Consider the following 23,016-nt stretch of genomic DNA (forward strand, 5'->3'; position numbering starts at 1 on the left):
TCCTCCTAAAATCCCAGTACACTGGATAGATAATTCCTGGCTTTTATTGCGTATTCAAGTGGTGGCGCAAGCTTCGGATCCTGTTCGGCTTCGACAATAATCCAGCCCTTGTAATCTATTTCATCCAGTGCTTTTACGATTGGAACAAAATCAATCGTTCCGTCGCCGGGGACCGTGAAAACCCCGAGTTTAACAGAATTTAGAAAACTAAGATCATCTTTGAAAGAGCGTTCCATTACGTCTTTTCGTAAATCTTTGAAATGAACGTGTTTAATTCTTGGGCCAAACTCTTTTATTAATTCAACAGGATCTCCACCAGCGAAGACCATGTGACCGGTATCTACAAGGAGGTAAACGAGTTCTGGATCAGTGAGTTCCATGAGTTTTCGGATTTCTTCGTAAGTCTGAACGCCCGTACCCATGTGATGGTGGAAAACAATTTTCATACCTTTTTCCGCAGCCAGTTTTCCCAATTCATGAAGTCCATCCACCAGTTTTTTCCAATCCATGTCACTGAAGATAGGTTTTGCGCTGTGCAGGGGGGTGTTTATCTCCCCCTGAATAGATTTTCCAGTCTCAGAAACGACAATAACTTTTGCGCCCATTGCATGGAGAAAGTCGCGGTGTTTCAGAAAGGCAGTATAGGTTTCTTCGGGATCTTTGGTGGTAAAGAAGGTGCTGAACCAGGCGCTGGCTACCTGAAGGCCTCTCGGTTCAAGAGCAGCTCTTAATACCTCAGGATCTCTTGGGAATTTGTTTCCAACCTCACACCCTTCAAATTTTGCTTCTGCCATTTCGTCGATGCATTGTTCAAAAGGAATATCTCCACCAAGTTCTGGCATGTCGTCGTTGGTCCATCCAATCGGAGCAATTCCTAACCCTATATCCTCTCTTACGACCACAAGAACTCCCCCTCGATTACCATTTTCTGGCTTTCTTCATGTATTTCTGGTTTTCTTCAAAGGCTTTCCTTACGGTATCACTTTCTGAAACCTCTGCAACGCCAACTCTCCACCAGGACTCATAACCTCCTGATTGCGTGCCGGGAAGTACCTTAACGTCTATAAGAACACTTATGTCTTCTTTTCTAGCTTTTTCGAGAGCGTCTTTCAGTTCTTCAATAGTTCTTGCCGTGTAGGCTTTTGCGCCAAGACTTTTTGCTATACCTGCGAAATCGATCTTCATATAGTCTCCATCAAGTTTTCCGGTGGTTTTAGAACGATAACGTAATTCGTTTCCAAAACCTGTTTTACTTCCATGTCCTTTTTGCAAGCTGTTTATACTCTGGAAGCCTCCGTTGTCGAGAATTATCACGTTTATCTTTTTGCCTTCTTGAAGACTGGTGATGAGTTCGGAATGGAGCATGAGGAAGCTTCCATCGCTCAGAAGAGCGAATGCCTCTTTTTCGGGTTCAGCCATCTTAACACCGAAGGTACCGGAAACCTCGTAACCCATACATGAAAAACCGTATTCCATGTGATACGTCTTGATTCCCTTACATCTCCAGAGTCTGTGGAGATCTCCCGGTAGACTGCCAGCGGCAGCAACAAAGATGTCATTTTCTGTCGCGAATTCATTTATGACACCAAGTGCGGCTGTTTGAGGAATTCCTTTATCAGATCTCAAAGAATAAAGTCTATCTACCTCACGATCCCACTGAGCTTTGAGTTCTTTCAGCCTTTCTTCGGAATGTCCGGAGCGATAGCTTTTCTCCTTAAGGATTCTTTTGAGTTCTTTAAGGGCAAGTTTTGCATCAGCATTCAAATACTCTGCATCCATTTTCAGACCATCGAATGGATTTACGTTTATGCTCAAAATTTTGACATCCGGATTCTGGAAAGCTGTTTTGGAAGCAGTTGGGAAATCCATGAGGCGCGTACCGATAGCTATAATCAGGTCTGCTTCTTTTGCAAGAATATTTGCAGCCAGGGTACCGGTAGTTCCGACGCCTCCCATATTTAAAGGATGATCCCACAACATAACGCTCTTACCGGCCTGCGTTACGCTCACCGGAATGTTGAAGGCTTCCGCAAATTCTCGAAGCTCTTCTACTGCTAGTGAATAATGCACACCTCCACCGGCTATGATCAAAGGTTTCTTCTTTTGAAGGATCAAATCGACAGCTCTCTCAAGAGCGGGTAGAGAAGGTGGACGGCGGTCTATATGATGAACCCTCTTTTCGAAAAATTCGACCGGGTAATCGTAAGCTTCTCCCTGAACGTCCTGTGGAAGACAGAGGGTAACCGCTCCTGTTTCGGCTGGATCTGTAAGAACCCTCATTGCATTCAGAGCAGCGGACATAAGCTGCTCAGGCCTTTCTATCCTGTCCCAGTATTTGCTTACAGCCTTAAAAGCATCATTAGACGTTATTGTTGGATTGTAAGGCATTTCAATTTGTTGAAGAACGGGATCGGGTTGTCTGTCAGCGAAAGTATCTCCCGGTAACAACAAAACAGGAATCCTATTTACGGTGGCCGTTGCAGCTCCGACAACCATATTAAGTGCTCCAGGACCAATGGAGCTGGTACAGGCGAATATTTCGAGGCGGTTTTTTTGTTTTGCATAGGCGGTAGCGGCATGAACAATGCCCTGTTCGTTGTGTCCCTGGTAGAACGTTAAAGAAAGATCCTTCATATTTTCCAGAGCTTCACCGATACCAAGAAGGTTACCGTGGCCAAATATACCGTAAACCCCTTTGACAAATTTGTGTTCTTCCCCGTCCAATTCAACATACTGAGCATCAAGAAATTTCAGTAAGGCTTGAGCCGTAGTCAACCGAATTGTTTTCAAGGATCATTCACCTCTCTTTGTCCATATGGGCGCATTCTTGTTCATGACCCATGTATGTTCTGGTTCGAAAACCGGTGTTATGTAAGGATTATCATCAAGATGGCGAATTGCCCATATGTAATACATTGCATAACCAGGAGCACTTACCTGAGGGTGTGATAGATCGTTTAGTATTTTCACTGTGTAGCCATTTCTGACTTTAAAAACTTCATCTCCAAGCATCGCGAAACCAAAACCCTGTTCGGGTAAGAAACGGTAGTGATAGATTTCTGGTTGAGGATGGTGATGTGGCGGGTAACTCGACCATTTACCCGGAAAATTCACAACCTCGCCAAGAACCAGTTTCGCGTCTGGTGCGTTGTTTATGTCGAATATAGTTCTGACTATACGGGTTGAGGTTTCCTGCATGGTACCCTGCCCGCGGTATTCGTCTTCTACATCGTATGGGGTGTACAAACGCGATGGAAAAGTTTTATCGTTAGTCGTGCGAACGATCGCGATCTCCGAATCACTCACAGCCTCGATCTTCACGGGAGTCTTTTGTGGGACGTGCAAACACGTTGGGCCTTCATCAAAAAGGGAATTTCTTTTTGCTTCTCGTTTCTCTTCATTGAAAAAGAAAATAACATTTCCACTTAGCAAGAGAAATGCACGTTCTTTCGGAAGGGAACATTCATAGGTTTTACCAGCTTCGAGACGCAAGATGCCAAAATCCATCATGGTATTTCCAGATGCTTCTCCTTCCTCTGTAATTGACGTATATCCCCATTGAAAAATTCCATCTGGTTTGAGTAGAAACATCACCATCCGCCCCCTCTGAAATTCACACGAGTTCTCTCATTTTATTTCTTATGGCCTCTCCTACTTCCTGGGTAGTTGAATTTCCGCCCAGATCTACGGTCAGGTATTTTCCTTCCTCTGTAACTGCTTCCATAGCATCGAATATCAATTTGGCAGCTTCAGGTACTCCCAAAAAGTCAAGCATCATGGAAGCGGCCCATATGGCTCCGATAGGATTTGCTATTCCCTTGCCAGCAACATCTGGTGCGGAACCATGAACGGGCTCAAACATGGAAGGATACTTTCTCTCTGGATTGATGTTGGCACCGGGTGCTATACCGATGCTTCCCTGCATTGCGGATCCTAGATCCGTTAGAATATCCCCGAAAAGATTTGATGCAACGACCACATCTATCCTTTCAGGATGCAAAATGAAGTATCCAGACAAAGCATCAACGTGCATAACCTGTGTTTGAACGTCTTGGTAATCTTTGGCAACTTCGTTGAAAACCCTGTCCCAGAAGACCATGCTGTAATTCAAAGCGTTAGATTTTGTGGCGGATATAAGTTTTTTCTTTCTCTTTCTTGCCAGTTCGAAGGCATATCTCATAACTCGTTCCGTTCCAAAACGCGTAAATACATTGGTTTGCAACGCGATTTCGGATGCAGTTCCCTGATACGCCAGACCTCCAACTCCGGAGTACTCCCCTTCAACGTTTTCCCTGACGACAACGAAATCTATATCCTCAGGGCCTTTTCTCAGGGGGCCCTGTATGCCCTTCAACAACTTTATCGGTCTCAGGTTTATGTATTCATCGAATTCCTTTCTTATAGGCAGAAGCAGTCCCCACAATGACACATGATCCGGTACACCTGGGAATCCGACAGCACCAAGATATATAGCCTCATGATCTTTCAGGATTCTCAAACCGTCTTCAGGCATCATTCTTCCGGTTTTTTTGTAATATTCACAGCCCCAGGGCAAATGGGTGTATTCAAAATCAAAGCCACCGTGGAGTTCTTTAGCTGTTTCGAGGATTTTTAGCCCTTCGTTAATAACATCTACGCCTATCCCGTCACCCGGTATCACCGCGATTTTGTACTTTCTCATTACATACACCTCTTCTTCCTGGAAAGTACTTTCTTTACGCTTTTAACTATATCGTTGGAAGTAAGTTGGAATCGTTTCTTGAGATAATCAACACTTCCGACTTCGCCGAAGAGATCAAAAACTCCAACCCTTTCCATAGGAACAGGACAATTTTCTACAAGAACCTCAGCAACAGCGGAACCAAGACCGTTATGGATGTTGTGATTTTCTGCGGTGACGACGGCTCCTGTCTCCTCGGCACATAAAGTAATGAGTTCTCTGTCGATGGGCTTGATGGTGAATATGTTCACCACTCTGGCGTCAATACCTTCTTTTTCAAGGATGTCAGCAGCGTCGAGAGCTTCAGCCACCATAATGCCTGAGGCTATTATCGTCACGTCTTTTCCATTACGTAAGATGATGCCTTTGCCTATTTCAAAGGTGGAACCTTCTTCGTATATCTTCACCGGGAACTTTCTGGAAACCCTGACGTAAAAAGGCCCATACGTGTATGTTATGTCTTTGAGGATGTTTTTCATCATGACGTTATCAACAGGTTCAACAATAGTCATGTTGGGGATTCCGCGCATTATCCCAACATCTTCTAAAGGCATATGAGTACCGCCGTTGTAAGAAGCGGTTATTCCTGGATCTGTTCCGATCAGTTTCGCATTCAGTTGTGCATAAGCAATCGAAATATAGATCTGATCCAGGGCTCTTCTGGTATTGAAACAGGCGAAAGTATGGGTGAAAGGAATCTTCCCGGTAGCGGAAAGCCCTCCGGCGATACCTATCATATTAGCTTCCTGAACACCTACGTTGATTGTTCTGTCTGGGAATTCTTTGAGAAATTTGTGGGTGGCATTCGAATGCATCAAATCGGCATCCAGAACGACGATATTTTTATCCTTTTTTGCCAGTTCTATGAGATTCTGGATATAAACGTCCCTCATCATCTCAGTATCGGGGATTCTATTTTTAACAATTTTTACTGTCATGCGAGATCCCTTTCTTTCCTGCGGAGTTCTTCTTCAAGAGGCTTTATTGCTTGTTCTATTTGTTCTTCTGTGAATTTCATATGATGGTTCAACTCAATACCTTCGGCGAAACTGCAGCCTTTTCCTTTTATTGTATGAAGGATAATTACAGAGCTTTTCCCTTTTGTTTTCTTGGCCTTCTGGATGGCATCATAAATCTCTGCAACGTTGTGGCCATCGACTTCTTGACTATGCCATCCGAATACTTCCCACTTCTCTCTAAGATCTCCCAATGGGTTGATATCGTCGATGTAGCCATCGAGCTGCTGCTTGTTGTAATCAACGAAAACTATAAGGTTGTCAAGTTTGGCATTTCCACCGTAAAGCGCCGCTTCCCAAACCTGTCCTTCCTGGCATTCTCCATCTCCAAGAACGACATAAACGTAATTGCTTTTACCGTCCATCTTAAAACCCAGAGCAACACCGATTCCCATGGAGATTCCCTGACCTAGAGAGCCTGTGCTCATGTCTATACCGGGTGTTTTGTTTCTGTCACAGTGACTTGGAAGGTTCGTCCCGCCCTGATTCAGCGTTTTCAGTAGATCAATAGAAAAGAACCCTTTCAAAGCGAGCGTTGCGTAAAGTGCCGGCCCTGCATGTCCTTTAGAAAGAATGAACCAATCCCGACCGTCCCATTTTGGGTTTTTTGGGTCGTATCTCATTTCCTTCCCATAGAGAACGGCCAGAAGCTCAACGATTGACATGGCACCACCGATATGCCCAAAACCGAGATATCCTAATTCTTTTAATGTTTGTATCCGAATTTCAAGAGCAAACTTCTCGAGTTCCCTGATTTCTTTTTCTGTCAGCATTATTCAGTTCTCACCTCTCTTAACTCTCGGTAAAGTTGAAGCTCCAAGCGGGAAGACAGCATACTCAGCCTTCTCACCTTTCATTTCAAAAGCTTTTGATATTGCCTTATCCGCATCCGTAAAAATTTCGATCCCTGTAAGTTTTTCATTCGCTAACTTTTCGGAAGTTACCAGGAATATTCTGGATTTCATGGCAACTTTTGCTATTGCTGCCGCTTTGTGTCCCCCAAGAACGAATTTGTTTTTTATGTCCTGTATCAATTCTTCTGGTTTTTTTCCGGAAGTTATCCACTGTCTGAAAGTTTCACTTCCATAACCTTCGGGGCATTCTGCCAGCAGGATCATTATTCCATCTTTCTTGAGAATTCCAGCGCAGTTATCGATTGCCTTTTGTGCCTGGTAAAGATTTATATCTTTGGGAAAACCACCAGCACTGACAACGGCAATATCCACCTTTTTGTCAATATAGATAGCCCCGGTTTCTTCAAGTCTTCTGGAAAGAAATCTGTGAGCTTGAATCCAGTCTCCCGATGCAGCAGCTACAATTTTGTGGTTTTCATCAACGATTACATTTAAGATGAAATCTATTCCGATGAATTTGACTCCTTCTTCAATATCTAACCTTACGGGATTGTTTTTTATATTGGCAGTAACCGCACCATCCTCGATCATGTGAGAATGGTTCTGGCGAATTGTCCTGGCAGAAGCAACACCAGGAATAATAGCTTTGGCACCACCAGAGAACCCAGCAAAATAATGGAATTCAACGTTTCCCAAGCAAATAAGAAAGTCTGCTTCAACAACGGGTCTAAAGATTTCAACAGGGGTACCTCTGCTGGTAACTCCTACTTGAACTACATCATCGGCATCATGGTTGATTACCTTGACTCGATTGAAAACACTTTCACCTACGATTCTTCTGAGCTCTTCATCAGTCATTTTTCTGTGCAGCCCCAGCGCTATAACAATAGTGATATGATCATCCGGAACACCAGCTTTATTCAATCGGGTTAAAAGCGGGGGTAACATTACATCGCTGGGGCAGGGACGCGTCATATCACTTGTTACTATCACAACCTTTTGGCCTGGTTTAACGAGTTCCTCCACCCTTTTAGAAGCAACAGGATTGTCCAGGGCATGTTCAATGATTTCTTCATCGGTTTTTCCTGAAACGTGCCTTATTGGCAAAAACTCACCTGCAAACCCAGCAAGAGGCAATTTAACCGGTAATTGCCTCTTGCCATAAGGGAGGGAAAACTCACGTATCATTTTTCAACCTTCCTAAAAGCTTTTTTCAAAGCTTTTATAAGAGGAAGTTCTTTTCCAGAAAGGAATCTAACCATTGCCCCGCCTGCCGTACAGATGTAGCCGAACTTTTTTTCGGCATTTTCTACAAGTTTTTGGGCGGCTGTAACGCTGTCGCCGCCTCCAACGACGCTGTAACCAGGAGCATCAGCTATTGCGTTCCAGATTTCCCGTGTTCCCTTTTCAAAGATTGGGTTTTCGTAGGCACCAGCTGGACCATTAACGAAGATAGTACCAGCTCTATTAATCTCCTCTTTATAAAGCTCTATCGTTTTGGTTCCAATATCCATGAAAAGCACATCATCTATTGGGAGATCATCGATCGAACATTCCACCCTTTTTCCATCTCTCTCGTAAGCGAAGTCCACCGGATTGAGAAATTTGTCTCCAAATTTTTCCATATACTCTTTAGCGGGTTTTATGAATACATCGAGTGACCGGTCATAGATGAATTTTTCCTGGGCCTTTCCAAGTTTTTTCCCCATCGCCATCTGCATAACGATACCGGTGACCCCACAAGTGAGGATTTTGTCTGCTGTACCGTTTTCGAGAACTTCCTTCATCATACCGAAAGCATCTGATATCTTCAGGCCCCCCAGAACGAACACCGCTGGTTTATCCGGATTTTCCCTGACTCTTGTTAGTGCGGATACTTCTTTGAAAAGCAGTTCTCCAGCAGCAGTTGGGAGAATCTCTTCAAAGGCAACCATAGAAGGAGAATTTCTGTGGGCAGCAGAAAAAGCATCGTTGACATAGTAATCAGCAAGCGGTGCGAGATTTCTTACTATGTAGGTATTCAACATTTCATGAGGTTCTAATTTCACGACGTTTTCAAAGGTAGAAACTTCTTCAGTAAGATAGCGAACATTACCGAGAAGAATCGCTTCTCCTGGCTTTAAGTTTTTAACAGCTTCCTGAGCGGCAGGTCCGGCAACATCATCGATGTACTTGACTTCCTTTCCAAGTTTTTCGGAAAGTTTCTCGGCATGTTCGTTCATTGGTATCAGGTTGTGATAATCGAGTGTATCACCCTGATGGGCAAGAATTGCAATTTTGGCGCCTTTCTCCATCAAAGTTTTTATGGTTGGAATGCTTTTATTTAGCCTATTTTCGTTAACGATTTTCTTTGTTTTTGGATCTATGGGAGAGTTTATGTCTATTCTCAGTATCACGGTCTTGTTGTTAAAATCGAAATCATCGAGAGTATTGATAGGAAGCTCCCTCATGGAAACTATCCCCCTATCTTCAAGTATTTGTTTGTGAGCCCAACAGCCTCAAGTCTGTCTGTTTGCATTTCCATGGCTGCTCTGATACCATCTATCGTCTCAGGGATAACGACGGCTTCTTGAGGAATATTCAAGGCGTAGATAATGTGATCTTCAAAGATCGTTACCGTTTCTTCCCAGATCGCTATCTCGTACATATCTCCTCTGGGGTTTCCAAGATCTCTGGCGTATTTGAAGAGAGATGCGTTACCGAGGAATCCGTCCGCGATTCTCACTACTCTGATTCTTGGATGGGCTCTGAAACTTTCGAGGACTTCCTCTCTGGTTATCTTCTTTTTTGGTTTGGCAAATACGGTGATTATATGTCCGTGGGTAACCGGTGTGTGAACGAGAACACCCGTAGCTTTTACATGAGGCATTATCAGCATAAGGTCAACAGCCTGGTGATTGGGAACAGGATCGATTTTAAGGGCATTGGTAAGCCCCCTGTGATAATCACCTGGATCAGCTACACGTCTGACTATATGGATCATTACGCTATCTATTCCAACGACCCTGTCGAGACAATCAACAGAGCGAATGAGTCCGGTTGTGTTACAGGATGTGAGTTTCAAAAACTGTTTACCGATTCCCTTTTCGTAATTGGCATATCCATGGAAGAAAACATCCGCTACACTTGTTTTTTCTCCACCCTGGAAGATGGCTTTTTTCCCGTACTTTTCATAAAGAACCTTATTCTTTGCGCCAACACCGGCATTTGTAGCATCAAGAATGATATCGACCTTCTGGATTAGTTCTTCCAGAGTCCCGGAAATTGGTATTCCGGCTTCTTCAAGTTTCTCCCTGTTTTCCGGTACAGCAAGATAAAAATCGTAGGGCATTCCTTTTTCCTTCAGTGCTCTAACGGGAAGAGTGGGTCCAATATCGGCAACCCCCACAAGCTCCATATCACCTTGAAATGCTACTCCATCGGCAAGTCTCTGCCCTATGGTTCCATAACCTACTACACCGACCTTTACCATTTGAAATCCCTCCTGTTTATAGTTTCACGCTGTCTCGAATAACAATGTTGGTAAACAACGATATCTGTGTAGGCCTTATGTCTTCGTTGTTCAACAGGTCAAAAAGCCTTTTGGCAGCAAGAGAGCCCATTTCTTCTTTGAAGACATTGACCGTTGTCAAAGCAGGATCTGATGTTTCTGCGGATTCTATATCGTCAAAACCCATTACTCCCACATCATCTGGAACACGTTTTCCCAAAGCCTTCAAACATTCAATTACTTTAAGAGCAACCCTGTCTTCACAGGTAGCGATCGCTTCGACTTCAGGGTGTTCTTCAAGGATTCTCTTTGTGATTTCCAGCATGTTGCTTTTTTCGTTGAATGGATAAACCAGAGGAGTGTAACCTTTTTCGTACATAGCTTTTTCGTAACCGAGCCTTCTTTGTTCATAGCTGAAGTGGGTGGCAGTATCGAATAGATAAGCTATTGAACGATAACCTTTATCCAGAAAGTACTTTATTAACTTGTACTCACCATAGAAACCATTGGAAACAACACAATCAATTTCATAACCATAAATATATTGGTCAACGAGAACGACGGGTTTTCCGATACTTTGAAAGAAATCAATAGTTTTTTTAGTAACGCCTCCACCGACCAGCAAAAACCCCTGTTTTCCTTTTATGTTTTCTTCGAGATTTTTAGAGTCAACGGAAAAAATGGTAAAGTTACATTTTTTCCTGGAAAAGTACTTTTGTATTCCCTCAATAACCTTGAGATAAAACTGATAATCTCTACTTTCAATTCCCCTAAAAACTTCATCAGTACAGCCTATTCCTATCTCCCAATAGCGTTTTTTGGCAAGGTTTTTTGCAAAAAGGTCAGGTGTGTAGTCAAGAGATTCTATTGCCATCAAAACTTTTTGTCGGGTTTTTTCAGAAACATTCGGACTTCCATTTAAAACGCGGGATACTGTTGCAGTTGATACATTCGCGATTCGTGCTATGTCTTTTGTTCTCACTTTCAAAAGCTTCATCCTCCTTTGGTAATTGTAAGCGATTACATTTATATGCCATATTATTTCACATCAAAGGTTATTAAAGCTAACCTGTTTTCTACTGAACATATACAGTCAGGACTAAATAATCCGGATTAGCGGTTTTTGACTGAAGTGATTATGTAATCGCTTACAATTGCATTGAAAAGATATAATATATGAATTTTTTCACAAAATACAACGGCATATGACCTTTTTAAGCGAAACACGAAATGATAAATGCGAAGTATTTCACAAGCAGATTGCTTATGTATGCGGATACATTTTTGGTGGTGAGCGCTGGTCTGCGTCCAGGAGGATTGGAATGGCTATGCCGTTGACGCTTGGAGCGACTACGTCGCTGACAAAAAAGGGCACAGCATCCTGTATAAAATCCGAGAGTCCGAGACCCGAGAATCCGAGAAATCAAGAACAGCGGATCTTGAATCATGTTCAGGATGACGGTTTTACCAAACGTCGCTTCATCAGTCGACAGCTTCCGCAAGCATCCTGTTTTTCTCAGACTCTCTTGTTTTTCCAATCTCCAGTTTCTAACATCCAATCTCGCTCTTGATCTCTAATCCCGGGTCTCGGGCTCTCGGTTCTCGGATTCTCGGTTATTTATCTGCACCCTAGACCCGGTTTTTATAGTCTCGGCTTTCTAAAAAAAAAAGAAACGGCGCTCTTTTCGAACGCCGTTCCTGGTCGGGGCGACTGGACTTGAACCAGCGACCTTCTGCGCCCCATGCAGACACGCTTCCATCTGCGCTACGCCCCGCTAAACTTCATTCTATCACAGAGAACAATCACTTTCAAGTATATTGTCTATGGCACTTTTTTGTTGTACATCCGGGAGGGTATATGGTTTCTTTATTCATGTTAAAATTCAATTGAGAAGAGAGGGAAGGAGGGGGGTAATTTGGATGATACGGTTATCCTCACCTTATATGAAAGACAGATTCTGGTAGAAGGTATTGATATTGAATTTCAACAAAGACTCACAGAGCAGGTTTTGGGAGTTCCGAGAATACCTGCCGAAAGGTTGATAGTAAGGTTATTGTTCAGGTCAGGGTTGCTTGGGGTTTCCCAAGACTATTCCTGGGATGAAATGAAAGTTCTTTCGGGGATTAATTCTTATATTTTTCCTTCTTCAGAAACTACGGTTATTTTCGAAAATTCAAGTGAGATGTCAGTTGAGTATGACAACACCAATGATCGGGTTACAGTAAAATCCCCGGCAAATATTTCGGATATAGCCGCGGTAATACTGGCAAGCAAGGTCTTCATGGCTTTTTTGAAGAAGGAAGGCACAAAGCTTTCCCCGGATATAATACCGGATTTTGGCAGATTTTCAATCCCGGAAAACAAAAAGGTAATGGTGGTCGGAGCTGGAGGGCTTGGATCACCGGTAATTGAATATTTGCTCCGTTGGGGATTGAAAAAGCTGGTGGTTGTCGACAATGATTGGGTGAATGTATCCAACCTTCACAGACAGACGTTGTATTTCTACGAAGATATTGGGAAGCCAAAGGTCAAGGTTTTAGAGAAAAGGATTTCCCGTTTCATGCAGGACGTTGAAATCATCGGTTATGAGACAACATTTTGTGGAGAAATGTTGTCAAAAGAGAAACCAGATGTTGTTGTTTCAGCGGTGGATAATTTCAGGACTCGTTATGAAATCAACTATGAGTGTTATCGCAGGTACGTACCTTTTATCGACGCTGGTGTGTCTGGATACGAGGGTTATGTGATGAGACATACACCTGAAGAATCTTGTTACAGATGCTTTGTTGGTGATGATAAAAAGGATAAAGAAGGTAAAAAGCCAATTCTACCATTTACCAGCTATTTGGGTGGACTGCTGCAGGCTTACTGGGTATCTGCATTGTTAAATAATAAGAAATTGCCTCAAGCGTATTGGTTTGATCTGAAGAACATGATTTTCAGTTCTTTTGAGGTTCCAAAAAAGGAAACATGTCCTGTTTGTGGGAGGAATAGCCGTGGACGTCGTTTATGGTGATAAGAAGTGGAAATTCAACGAATCCATGACAGTTAAAGAACTTCTGGAAAAGACCGGTTTGAGAAGAGATCCGGTACTTGTTATGGCGGATGGACGTTTGTTAAGTCCGGAAGATGTTATTCATGCAGATGCCAGGGTACTAATAATAAATGCGGCGAATGGAGGTTAGCATACTCGCGCATACTCATGCATACTGTGGTAAAAAAGAGTCCTTTTTCTTTAATTGCTGTATTTTATGAATAGGTCTTTTTGAAGGCAGCTATTTTCGTTGATAAAATCAAAGCGGTACATTTAGAAAATCAAATGGAGGTGACATTTGTGACAAAGAAACGCGTCATAATAATGGGAGCTGCCGGAAGAGACTTCCATAATTTCAACACGTATTTTAGAGATAATCCAAATTATGAGGTAGTAGCTTTCACGGCAACACAAATCCCCGGTATCGATGACAAGAAATATCCGGCTGAACTTGCCGGCGAACTGTATCCTGATGGGATACCTATCTATTCTGAAGAAAGACTTTTCGACCTTATAAGGGAACACAATATCGATGAAGTTGTGCTCTCTTACAGTGATCTTCCTCATCAGTACGTGATGGAAAGAGCCGAAATAGTTCTCGCGGCTGGTGCGGATTTCAAACTGATGGGTCCAAAGAACACGATGTTGAAATCTTCTAAGCCTGTTATCTCGGTTTGTGCCATTAGGACAGGTTGTGGAAAAAGTCAGACCACCAGAAGGGTTCTCGATATCCTCAGAGCCAAGGGTAAGAAAGTCGTTTCTATCAGGCACCCGATGCCTTATGGTGATCTGGTAAAGCAGAAGGTCCAGAGATTTGCAGATTATTCAGATCTCGATAAGCACGAATGTACTATTGAAGAGCGTGAAGAATATGAACCTCATATCGACAGAGGTTCTATTATTTACGCTGGTGTTGACTACGAAGCCATTCTTCGCGAAGCTGAAAAAGAGGATGTTGACGTTATTCTCTGGGACGGCGGAAACAACGATTTCTCCTTCTACAAAACCGATCTTTATATAACCGTTGTTGACCCGCACAGGCCCGGTCATGAAATTACATATTACCCCGGAATGGCAAACCTCATTATGGCCGATGTTATTGTTATCAACAAAGAAGAAACGGCAGATCCAGAAGGCATCGATATAGTCAGGAAGAACATTGCAAAATACAATCCCAATGCCATCGTTATCGATGCAGCTTCACCGCTCATCGTTGAAGATGGAGAGAGTATCAAGGGTAAAAGAGTTCTTGTTGTCGAAGATGGACCAACCCTGACTCACGGTGAAATGAGATATGGTGCTGGCTGGGTTGCTGCAAAGAAATATGGCGCTGCTGAGATAATCGATCCCAGGCCATATGCTGTTGGTTCTATAATCGATACTTACAAGAAGTATAACCATCTTGACCAGATCCTGCCTGCCATGGGTTACGGTGAAAAACAGATGAAAGAGCTTGAAGAAACCATAAACAACACGGACGCCGATCTTGTCATAATTGGAACCCCGATAGACCTCAGAAGGGTTATCAAGATAAACAAACCTGCTGTGAGGGTAAGATACGAGCTTCAGGAGATTGGTGAGCCAACTCTGGAGCAGGTAATAGATGAGTTCCTGAAAAAGCACAATATCTGAGTTTGAATAAAAAGAATCAAGCCGGGAGGTCATCTCCCGGCTTTTTTATGAGCACTGTTTGGTGTTTCTTAATCCAGAGTGTTTTCATCAATGGGTTTTAAATTTTTTCCATCGAAAATAAGTTCGTAGTCGAAGATCTGAGGTAAGAACGTTCTATATTCGTGTTGCCCTTTCATTGACATAAAAACAGCGTCTATTAACTTATAAGCGTGTATTTGCTCTCCCTTTCTTGTGAACTTATAAACTGGTGTGTAAAAGCTGTTGAAGACAATCGGGGCAACGATCCTTCCACCTGAACTTTTGAGTTGTTCTATCCATTGAACGGGAAGGGTTTCGCAAGCAACCATAGAGATTATGGCATCGTAAGGAGCCTTCAAACTATATCCCTCAAATCCGTCTCCACTGATGCAGGTAATATTTTCAACCCCATAACGTTCGAAATTCCTTAGTGCTATTTCATGGAGTTCACGATTGTACTCGATGCTAATGACTTCGCCATCTTTGAGAATTTTGGCGAGTATTAGAGTGGCATATCCTGTTCCTGTCCCTATGTCAAGCACTTTCTCATTTCCTGTGAGATTTAGATTTTGAATCATTTGGACAACAAGGGATGGTTGGGTTGAGGTGCTGATGATGAACCCGTTCTTTTCTGCGGAAGGAAGGACTTCATCGATGTGCGCGAGGAATTTATATTTCGGCAGGACAAACTCGCTTCTGTCAATTTCGCACATCGCCTGATAAATTCTTGAATCTCTTATGATGTTCCTCTGGAGCAGTTCATCGGCGAGGTCACGGGACTTCATGATGTTTAGGCATTCCTCGTATTATTAATGAAATGCCAGTACCTCCCTTCTTCGGATTTTTAGCCAATTTTTGTTTTTTTTTGTCTTCTTTCACGTATTAGTGTGAGTCCCTTACGAAGTATAACAGTTATATTCTTTTTTCACAGCAGAGTGTTATCTCTAATCAGGCAGTAATTTGCCAAGTCAATATCAAAATCTCATTTGTGAAAACCCGCTTCGGTGATGCAAACGCTTTTTTCCGATATAAAATAATTCGGTCGATTTTGTTAGTAATTCACGGTGATTTTTATCCAATGTTATAGCTCAATCGTATGATATTTCCACGAGGGAAACTATACAAGAAAAGCGAAGGAAACGCTAAAAAAACCGATTTACAGTGAGATATTACCGAATTTTGAGGATTACAAGTAAAAAAAGCAGTTATTCTCGTGAATAATCACGTTTATACACTCTTTGGCGATATTGCCCTCGAATTGTACAATAAAGATGTCAAACGAATGAGATATACTTTAGAACAATAAATAAGAAAGATTCTATCAATTACATCAAACGATTAAATTCAAAACAACGCATGGAAGTAGAAGGCAGTAATCTGTAAGTAAGAATACATAATCTATTTAAAGGGGGTAATGAGAATGATACCAACACCGATGGGAAGTCCAGGACTTTGGGCAGTACCTGTGGAAGACGAGGAATTGGGGGAAGTTTAGTATAAGAATCTGAAATGTGGAAGTTATACGGGGCTGTGCCCCGTTTGTTTTTTTAGTAACTCTTCGAGGATTTCAGACCAGATCTCTTCGAAACCAAGCTCGTAAGGTTGCGGAATCCCTTCTTTTGCACACAATTCGAGGTTCTCGATTATTTCTTTTCTTACAATATCTTTTCCGTGGTCGTGGATATATTTCAGCGCTTCGTATGAGGACCAGCCTTTTCTGTACGGACGATCGGTCGTCAGAGCGTCGTAGATATCCGCAATCGCGACTATCTGGGCGAGTTTAGGTATTTCCTCTCCTTTTAAGCTCAAGGGATAGCCGGAGCCATCCAGGCGTTCGTGGTGCAGCATAACCACGTCCACTATCTCTTTGGGAAAGTCCTGCTTCTTCAAATACTGAGCCCCGATCAGGGGATGTTGTTCAATGATCGCTCTTTCTTCAGGGGTTAGCTTTGTTGGTTTGTTCAGTATTTCGGAAGGTATTTCGATCTTCCCGAAGTCGTGGAACATAGCACCTACGGAAAGATAGAAAAGGTGGGTGCGGTCTATTCCGAGTTTTCTGGCGATTCTGTGGGAGATCATGGAGACCCTGAGCGTGTGCGAAGCTGTGTAGTTGTCCTTCTTTCTGAGTTCCTCGATGAGTTCTTTAAAAATAAGCGCGATACTTGCAAGAAGGTTATTGAGAAGATCTTCTATATGCGGAGAACTGACTTTATAGACGTGCAAGAGTTCAAATGCTTTTATTGCGCTTTTAAGGCCTTCAAAGTTTTTACCCTCGCTGTTTTTTATCAATGCATCGAGAATGAGTGTTTCGCCTTTCATATAGTTGTTTATCTTATATTCAGGGGAACTTATTAACTTTTCATGATAAATTTTCGCGCGCTGGATGTTTCCTTTCATAACGTAGTAATGTCCCAAAAAAATGTGAGAAGACCAATCACTTATCCACTCTTTTCGTGAATTGAGTTCTTCTAGTTTTTGAACAACCATGGCAGCTTTTTTATAGTCAGATAATTGCAAAAATATCTTCAATTTCAGTGTTTCACGATATCCAACTATAGTTGGATAAGCATTATCATCGATTTTTTCAAGTATATTTATGGCCGATTTATATCTTCTTTTACTGTAATAATAGTTGGCCAGATTGATGAAGATTATCAATTTTTTTGTTTCAGTATCTGCGTATTTTAGCGCCGCGAAATAATATCTTTCGGGATCACCTTCCTGAAAGAATTGAGCGATAACGAGAGCCAGACCGTTGTAGTATTCGAAACCAAAATCCTCCGGGATGAATTTTTCTAATCGAACCAGCTTGTTATAGTTTTTCAGGGTTTCTGCCGTATCCCCGGTATCGAATGCGGTCATCATCTGGAGAAAACGTAGTTTGATAACATACAGAAGTTTCTCATCTTCATTCTTTATAAATTCCTCAGCCAACGACAAAATCAATTTTGCTCTTCCATCAAGGTTTCTTCTGACAAAAAAATACGCGAGTTCATAGATTCCTTCCAGTAATTGTTCTTTTGTAAAATTTTCTATGATGGGTTTTTTTGCAAAAGCTTTTGTTATGGCAAAGTCAAGTGCCACGGCAAAATTGAACGATTCATCATTTAAATCGTTCTTTTCCAAAATCTTTTTAAGTTCGTTTTGTATTTCATCGGCGTGCTCGTAATCAAACTTTTTTGCCAGACGTCTTAGTCGCTTCAGTATATTTTCAGTCATATTTTCTCCTCAAGAATATGTTACCATGAAAACCGCTTTAAGAAGAACCCTCTAAGCGTACTAAATTTTGAATCAACGCTTAATATTTTCACACAATCGATTGATATGGAAAATATCCACTTATTTTATTATATTGGGTTCAATGGTTTGTATGTAGGGTATCTATTTAGTCATTTTCGCTATTGGTTATTGTTCAGAAAAGTAAAAACCAGAGAACCTTCTCTGGTTCCCTGGTTCTCCGGTTTCCTATATTATTTTCTTTTGTTGTTATTGTTTCCCGGTGAAAGAGACGGTGTCAACCAGAATATAAGGAAGTTCTCCCATTGTTGTTTGTTCTCTTTCTCTTGAAACAGCCACGATATGGTTCAGCAGCTCCAGTGCGTTTCCAGATACGAGTGTTCCCGTTACCGGGTGAATTCTGTTACCGTTTTCCAGATACCAGCCTCCTTTAACAGCGCCGGAGAACAACCCGTTCACGGGATTTATATTTCCGCTGAATCTATTCACATATACACCCTTATCGATCATTTTGTAGATATCATCGAGGGGTATTTCACCTTCAACGACAGCGTTGTAGATGCTTATTTCCGGGAGGCTGGAGTAATCCCCTGTGGCATGTCCTGTCATCGGTGCCTTAAGAAGCGTTGCGGAATACGCATTGTGGATGAATGTTTTCAGAACACCATTTTTGATGAGGGTCAAGCGTTTTGTCGGGACGCCTTCTCTGTCAAAAGGTGTGGAATAGGGATTATATGGAATGGTGGGATCGTCGTATATGGTCAGATTTTCCCCCGCAATTTTCTCCCCGATTTTTTCTTTGAAAGGACTGCGGTTTTCCAGGATGTTTTCACCGCTAAGTAAGAAACTGAGGGGCATAATTATAAGCCTTTCGACGGTGGAGGGACTCAAGAGTGCAAGCCCTTTGAAGGAGTTACACGGTTTGGCACCCAGTGAGCCAAGAACACTGTTTGCAAAGCTCTGAGCGGCTTCTTGAAGTTTTGATTCTATTTCTTCAGGATTCAGAATCATTCCATAACGGTAGTCAAAAGAGGAAATATCGTTCCCGTCGATTGCCATTCCCATTATTACGTATGACAGGGAGGATTTGCTTTTGGTGGCGCTGATACCTCTGGAGTTTACAAGGTGGGAATCGGTCACTGTTAGCTGGACCTGAGCGGAATCTATCGTAATCCTGGAATCGATCTTCTTTACAGTTTCAAACAGCATTTTACCGAATTCCAGAACCTTTGGAAGGTTATATTCGCTAAGTTCTTTAGAATATAAACCTGGGATTTCTTTTATTTCGGCAGGATCTGGTAATACGTTTCCGGGATCCGCTTTAGATTTTTCCATAGCGCTAACAGCATCATCGATAAGAACCGCCAGGTCGTCTTCCTCGATGGTATTGGAGGCCCCAAAGCCGAGTTTTCCATCTTTTACAACCCTTACGCCGATTCCGCTTGATTCGTCTTCGTGCAGTGTTTTGAGTTCATTTTTCTCGAAGAAAACTCTCGCTCTTTTTGTATGCTGAAAACATACCTCGGCATCTCCTTTGCTTTTATTTTTAGCCAGTTCAAGAGCTTTTTTGACTATTTCTCTCATTTTTGTTCCCCTCCTATCTTGACTTTACACCTTATATGAGGGCCACCAGCATCTACCTTGGCAGGCTGGAATTTTCCACAATATCCGGCTCCCAGTGTAAATTCAAAATCATTTCCAACCGCATCTACTGATTTAAGAACTTCAAAAGCCTGCCCGGAGATGGTTATTCCCTTCACTGGTTCCCCGATTTTTCCGTTTTTTATTTCGTAGGCTTCAAGAACACCAAACATGAATTCTGCGTTGGCATCTGCCTGGCCGCCGCCACCGAGTCCTTTGAGGTATAAACCTTCTTTTGTGGTCGCGATTATCTCTTCAACAGGGGTTTCACCAGGTGCTATGTATGTGTTTCTCATCCTGATTATAGGTTCATCTGAATAAGTGAAGGCTCTTGCATTTCCCGTCGGTTCGACACCAAAAACAGCGGCTGTTTCAGCATCGTGGAGATACGATTCCATAATTCCATTCCTTATTACGTAAATCTTTTTTGTGAGGTTTCCTTCATCATCTATCAAGACTATTCCAGAGGCACCGGTTCTTAGTTCTGGATTGGGGTCATCTATCAAAGTGACGAGATCGCTTGCAACTTTCTTTCCTATCATCCCTTTAGCTGCGGATCCGGCAAGAACAAAATCGGCTTCAACCGTATGCCCTATAGCCTCATGAGCAAGCACACCCACCAAAGATGGATGTAAAACAACAGTATAGATGCCACCTTCTGGAGTTTTTCTACCGAGCTTATCCAGAGCAATTCTCGCAGCTTCTTCGGCCATTTCTTCCCATGATTTATCGCCGAAGAGTTCTCCCCAACCACCAGTGGCTCCGGAACTTGCATAACCTAACTCCATTTCACTTCCGTCACTTGCAAAAGCAATAGCCCGGAAATCAGCTTTTACATCATAATAGGTTGCTTCCACGCCATAGTTTGAAACCATGGTTTTATTGTCGATAAGCTCCATATAGGTTGAACTGGAAGAAACAATCTTTTCGCTCACGTTCTTGATTCTTTCAACCGTTTTCCTGACGAGGTCTATCTTTTCATCAACCGTGTGGTTTTCAACCGGGTCAGTTTCAATGATCTTAAACTCTCCTCTGGCAGGTTTGAAGATAGGTTTGTAAATCTCTCCTGATTTAACTCCTTTCCCTTTACGCGCAGCGTCGATAGCACTTTCAATGGCTTTTGAGATTCCGGCTTTTGTCATGATGCTGGTACTGGCGAATCCCCAGACTCCTTCGTACCAAACTCTGACGCTGACACCTGTTAGTTTTTTCGTGGATGCTTCTTTTAGTTTCCCGTTAGAGAAACTAAAAACGCGAGAGGTTCTGGCGTGGTATCTGAGAAGAACCGGATAAGAAACCGCCGGTACCACGGATTTCAATAGTTCTAACATTTCTACACCTCCATTTATTCATTAACACAAATCCATTATATAATAATACGCAGTATGAACTAAATACACTGGTAACCCACTAAAATATCTTAAAAGGATTTAGGAGGCAGATAAAATGATTGAAAGGGTAATATCTTCAGTACTTGATGAAAATTCCTATATAGTGAAAATTGATGGAACCGTGTACGTTATAGATCCGGGAAAAGGAGCAGCAGAATTTGTTAAAAAACGTTATGGTAATGAAGAGGTTTTTGTGCTTTTAACCCATTCTCATTCAGATCATTTGATTGATTTGCCTGAACTAAAGATAAAAGCTATATATATGCATCCTGAGGAAAGAAGCGTTTTTGAAAACCCCGAATTGAATTTCGTCAACTATTTCGGGATGGAGCAATCTCAGCTCAGTAAGTTGAAAGAATTTTTGACAGACAACCCCGGAGAGCACTGGAAAGTGATACACACCCCCGGGCATACTCCAGGTTCATGTTGTTATTTGTTGTGTAACAGGTACCTGTTCGCCGGAGATACGCTTTTTGAGCGATCGATAGGAAGAACAGATTTACCGGGTGGTGACCCGGAAAAAATGGAGAATACTCTGAGGTTATTAAAATCTTTTCTTGAGAATAATCCCGAACTGGTAATATTTCCAGGTCACGGACCTTCAACAACAGCCGCTAGAAATTTGAAGGAGAATCCTTTTTTTAATTTCTAATCAGAGTCGTGTTTTATGCGATTTACCTTTTTTGCCGAAAAAACGCTTATTCTGGAGGTTCCAGTACAAACGAAACACAGGAGAAGCTTTTCCTTTTTTCAGATTTTCAGATTTCTCAATCAAAAGATCGCCAATCTTCCAGCTTTCGTCAAAAGCCATTTTGGTGATTTTGCAGAGTTCGTCAAAATCCTGTGTGTCCATTGATTTCAGCTCTTCCACAAGTTCGAGAAGCTTTCTTTCCAGGGGTATAGCTAATCCTTCGAAGAGATCTTTTGCTTGCGAATAGTTTTTTAGGGCTCTTCTATGAAATCTTTCCCAGTGAAACCAATGCTTCAAGGCCTCATCCTCTGAGTTGTATGGAAGAGAACTTTTTTCACTGTCAAACCACACCGGTTTGAAGATTGAGAGACATGGAGCACTGCCGGAAGTTACCCAGACTGTCGCTTTTTCACCGATTTCACAGACCATAGAAGCTGTCGTCTGACTGGAGATGATTCCACCTGCGTGCATACAAACGGTTTTCATGGAACCTTTCGTTATGTTTTCCTTTCCCCCATGATCCCTTAAGATTTCAAAGAGTTTTTTTACGTTTATATCAGGCAGAGCATCTCTCAAAAGTTTTTCGGACCGTTCTTTTCTTATTTTTCCGCCGGATAAGGAAGCGTACAGCTCTTTCCCATAGGCTTTTTTGAATTCAAAATCATCTATACTCTTGCACCAGTGTTTTTTCACAGCGTGTTCGATGGCTTCAGGATGGATCATGTCGAAGTCATTTCCAATTGTCAGGGCATTTGATATGGTGCAGATTGTTTTGATTTCCTTTGCCACCCAGTACTTTCCTGCTGTTTCTAAAAGCCATACCTTGCTTTTATCTGCTAATATGAAGGAATTATGATACATGAGTTTTTTGTTGAGAGCTCCATTGCCGCCCTGGCCAGGGATTTCCAGAAGAGAAGTGATTATCTCCAGAGCGGAATCAGCCGAATCGGCCCTTTCGAGAGCAATTCTGAGTATATCCATTCCCAGGAGCCCATTTTTGTTTACCGGCTCTTTTGTGAAAACCGCTTCATTTCCTATCACGACATTTTTATCGTTCACCCCCATTTCTCCACCCCATATCCACGAAGGCTTTGAGAGAATGAGAGCGTTCGTTCTTTTGACCTGAGGAAGAGTGATATAAGTAGCGTCTATTTCCTTTTCTTCCGGGATTCGTGAAGGAAAGTATACGATGCTCTGGGGTTCATTTGGTTCCCGATCGCTGTTTTTAGCGAAGAAGAGGATTCCGCTGGTTAATTTTGGAGCTACTACAAGGGTATCGCACATACTTTCC

General features: G+C 42.3%; 19 protein-coding genes and 1 tRNA gene. 4 read left to right on the forward strand and 16 right to left on the reverse strand.

Features of this window, described 5'->3' with window-relative positions:
* Positions 1-5: 5 nt before the first annotated feature.
* From iolE to KOLE_RS05040, 11 genes are all read right to left on the reverse strand, one after another.
* On the reverse strand, positions 6-902 hold the full coding sequence (iolE, locus tag KOLE_RS04985) for a myo-inosose-2 dehydratase (protein WP_015868358.1): 897 nt from the start codon (positions 900-902) through the stop codon (positions 6-8).
* Positions 903-918: 16 nt separating this feature from the next.
* Complete coding sequence (gene iolD / locus KOLE_RS04990) at positions 919-2,790, reverse strand: 3D-(3,5/4)-trihydroxycyclohexane-1,2-dione acylhydrolase (decyclizing) (RefSeq protein WP_015868359.1); 1,872 nt, start codon at positions 2,788-2,790, stop codon at positions 919-921.
* A 3-nt stretch (positions 2,791-2,793) separates the two neighbouring features.
* Complete coding sequence (locus KOLE_RS04995) at positions 2,794-3,597, reverse strand: 5-deoxy-glucuronate isomerase (RefSeq protein WP_202795108.1); 804 nt, start codon at positions 3,595-3,597, stop codon at positions 2,794-2,796.
* Between the two features lie 16 nt (positions 3,598-3,613).
* The gene (locus KOLE_RS05000) at positions 3,614-4,681 is read right to left on the reverse strand and encodes a tartrate dehydrogenase (RefSeq protein ID WP_015868361.1); all 1,068 of its coding nucleotides are present in this window, start codon (positions 4,679-4,681) and stop codon (positions 3,614-3,616) included.
* Entirely contained in the window at positions 4,681-5,658 is a 978-nt protein-coding gene (locus KOLE_RS05005; protein WP_015868362.1) for a transketolase family protein, read from the reverse strand. Before KOLE_RS05005 ends, KOLE_RS05000 begins: the two co-directional genes overlap by 1 nt.
* Positions 5,655-6,509, reverse strand: a complete 855-nt coding sequence (locus KOLE_RS05010) for a transketolase (RefSeq protein ID WP_015868363.1) — start codon at positions 6,507-6,509, stop codon at positions 5,655-5,657. Before KOLE_RS05010 ends, KOLE_RS05005 begins: the two co-directional genes overlap by 4 nt.
* 3 nt (positions 6,510-6,512) lie before the next feature.
* The gene (gene larAH6, locus KOLE_RS05015) at positions 6,513-7,778 is read right to left on the reverse strand and encodes a nickel-dependent malate racemase, LarAH6 family (protein WP_015868364.1); all 1,266 of its coding nucleotides are present in this window, start codon (positions 7,776-7,778) and stop codon (positions 6,513-6,515) included.
* Entirely contained in the window at positions 7,775-9,040 is a 1,266-nt protein-coding gene (locus KOLE_RS05020; protein WP_015868365.1) for a phosphoglycerate kinase, read from the reverse strand. Before KOLE_RS05020 ends, larAH6 begins: the two co-directional genes overlap by 4 nt.
* A 5-nt stretch (positions 9,041-9,045) precedes the next feature.
* Complete coding sequence (locus tag KOLE_RS05025) at positions 9,046-10,062, reverse strand: type II glyceraldehyde-3-phosphate dehydrogenase (RefSeq protein WP_015868366.1); 1,017 nt, start codon at positions 10,060-10,062, stop codon at positions 9,046-9,048.
* A 16-nt stretch (positions 10,063-10,078) separates the two neighbouring features.
* On the reverse strand, positions 10,079-11,062 hold the full coding sequence (locus tag KOLE_RS05030) for a LacI family DNA-binding transcriptional regulator (protein ID WP_237697554.1): 984 nt from the start codon (positions 11,060-11,062) through the stop codon (positions 10,079-10,081).
* A 717-nt stretch (positions 11,063-11,779) separates the two neighbouring features.
* A tRNA-Pro gene (locus KOLE_RS05040) sits at positions 11,780-11,855 on the reverse strand.
* A gap of 141 nt (positions 11,856-11,996) precedes the next feature.
* Here KOLE_RS05040 and KOLE_RS05045 point away from each other — a divergent pair.
* From KOLE_RS05045 to KOLE_RS05055, 3 genes are all read left to right on the forward strand, one after another.
* A complete protein-coding gene (locus tag KOLE_RS05045; RefSeq protein ID WP_015868368.1) occupies positions 11,997-13,097 on the forward strand; it encodes a HesA/MoeB/ThiF family protein in 1,101 nt (366 codons plus the stop codon).
* Entirely contained in the window at positions 13,078-13,266 is a 189-nt protein-coding gene (locus KOLE_RS05050) for a MoaD/ThiS family protein (protein ID WP_015868369.1), read from the forward strand. The genes KOLE_RS05045 and KOLE_RS05050 overlap by 20 nt, the downstream gene beginning before the upstream one ends.
* Before the next feature lie 134 nt (positions 13,267-13,400).
* Positions 13,401-14,747 (forward strand): cyclic 2,3-diphosphoglycerate synthase, encoded by a 1,347-nt coding sequence (locus KOLE_RS05055; RefSeq protein ID WP_041288902.1) that lies wholly within the window; start codon positions 13,401-13,403, stop codon positions 14,745-14,747.
* Between the two features lie 68 nt (positions 14,748-14,815).
* On the opposite strand, the gene KOLE_RS05060 is transcribed toward KOLE_RS05055, so the two are convergent.
* The 4 genes from KOLE_RS05060 to KOLE_RS05075 form a co-directional block, all read right to left on the reverse strand.
* Positions 14,816-15,550: a protein-L-isoaspartate O-methyltransferase family protein gene (locus tag KOLE_RS05060; protein ID WP_015868371.1), complete on the reverse strand. Its 735-nt coding sequence runs from the start codon at positions 15,548-15,550 to the stop codon at positions 14,816-14,818.
* Between the two features lie 733 nt (positions 15,551-16,283).
* On the reverse strand, positions 16,284-17,984 hold the full coding sequence (locus KOLE_RS05065; RefSeq protein ID WP_015868372.1) for an HD domain-containing phosphohydrolase: 1,701 nt from the start codon (positions 17,982-17,984) through the stop codon (positions 16,284-16,286).
* A 267-nt stretch (positions 17,985-18,251) separates the two neighbouring features.
* Positions 18,252-19,586, reverse strand: a complete 1,335-nt coding sequence (locus KOLE_RS05070) for a TldD/PmbA family protein (RefSeq protein WP_015868373.1) — start codon at positions 19,584-19,586, stop codon at positions 18,252-18,254.
* Positions 19,583-20,974, reverse strand: a complete 1,392-nt coding sequence (locus tag KOLE_RS05075) for a TldD/PmbA family protein (protein WP_015868374.1) — start codon at positions 20,972-20,974, stop codon at positions 19,583-19,585. Before KOLE_RS05075 ends, KOLE_RS05070 begins: the two co-directional genes overlap by 4 nt.
* A gap of 115 nt (positions 20,975-21,089) precedes the next feature.
* Between KOLE_RS05075 and KOLE_RS05080 the strand changes: the two genes are divergently transcribed.
* Entirely contained in the window at positions 21,090-21,686 is a 597-nt protein-coding gene (locus KOLE_RS05080) for an MBL fold metallo-hydrolase (protein ID WP_015868375.1), read from the forward strand.
* Here the strand turns inward: KOLE_RS05080 and KOLE_RS05085 are convergent, their stop codons facing one another.
* Entirely contained in the window at positions 21,687-23,009 is a 1,323-nt protein-coding gene (locus KOLE_RS05085) for a C69 family dipeptidase (protein WP_015868376.1), read from the reverse strand. It lies immediately after the preceding gene.
* Between the last annotated feature and the right edge of the window lie 7 nt (positions 23,010-23,016).

Source organism: Kosmotoga olearia TBF 19.5.1 (assembly GCF_000023325.1).
In the GTDB taxonomy this organism is placed as follows: Bacteria; Thermotogota; Thermotogae; order Petrotogales; family Kosmotogaceae; genus Kosmotoga; species Kosmotoga olearia.

Bases quoted from the DNA above. Each gene is read 5' to 3' on its own strand.
- KOLE_RS04995 (WP_202795108.1), bottom strand. From the start codon at position 3,597: ATGGTGATGTTTCTACTCAAACCAGATGGAATTTTTCAATGGGGATAT.
- KOLE_RS05000 (WP_015868361.1), bottom strand. From the start codon at position 4,681: ATGAGAAAGTACAAAATCGCGGTGATACCGGGTGACGGGATAGGCGTA.
- KOLE_RS05005 (WP_015868362.1), bottom strand. From the start codon at position 5,658: ATGACAGTAAAAATTGTTAAAAATAGAATCCCCGATACTGAGATGATG.
- KOLE_RS05010 (WP_015868363.1), bottom strand. From the start codon at position 6,509: ATGCTGACAGAAAAAGAAATCAGGGAACTCGAGAAGTTTGCTCTTGAA.
- larAH6 (WP_015868364.1), bottom strand. From the start codon at position 7,778: ATGATACGTGAGTTTTCCCTCCCTTATGGCAAGAGGCAATTACCGGTT.
- KOLE_RS05020 (WP_015868365.1), bottom strand. From the start codon at position 9,040: ATGAGGGAGCTTCCTATCAATACTCTCGATGATTTCGATTTTAACAAC.
- KOLE_RS05025 (WP_015868366.1), bottom strand. From the start codon at position 10,062: ATGGTAAAGGTCGGTGTAGTAGGTTATGGAACCATAGGGCAGAGACTT.
- KOLE_RS05055 (WP_041288902.1), top strand. From the start codon at position 13,401: ATGGAGGTGACATTTGTGACAAAGAAACGCGTCATAATAATGGGAGCT.
- KOLE_RS05060 (WP_015868371.1), bottom strand. From the start codon at position 15,550: ATGAAGTCCCGTGACCTCGCCGATGAACTGCTCCAGAGGAACATCATA.
- KOLE_RS05065 (WP_015868372.1), bottom strand. From the start codon at position 17,984: ATGACTGAAAATATACTGAAGCGACTAAGACGTCTGGCAAAAAAGTTT.
- KOLE_RS05070 (WP_015868373.1), bottom strand. From the start codon at position 19,586: ATGAGAGAAATAGTCAAAAAAGCTCTTGAACTGGCTAAAAATAAAAGC.
- KOLE_RS05075 (WP_015868374.1), bottom strand. From the start codon at position 20,974: ATGTTAGAACTATTGAAATCCGTGGTACCGGCGGTTTCTTATCCGGTT.
- KOLE_RS05080 (WP_015868375.1), top strand. From the start codon at position 21,090: ATGATTGAAAGGGTAATATCTTCAGTACTTGATGAAAATTCCTATATA.
- KOLE_RS05085 (WP_015868376.1), bottom strand. From the start codon at position 23,009: ATGTGCGATACCCTTGTAGTAGCTCCAAAATTAACCAGCGGAATCCTC.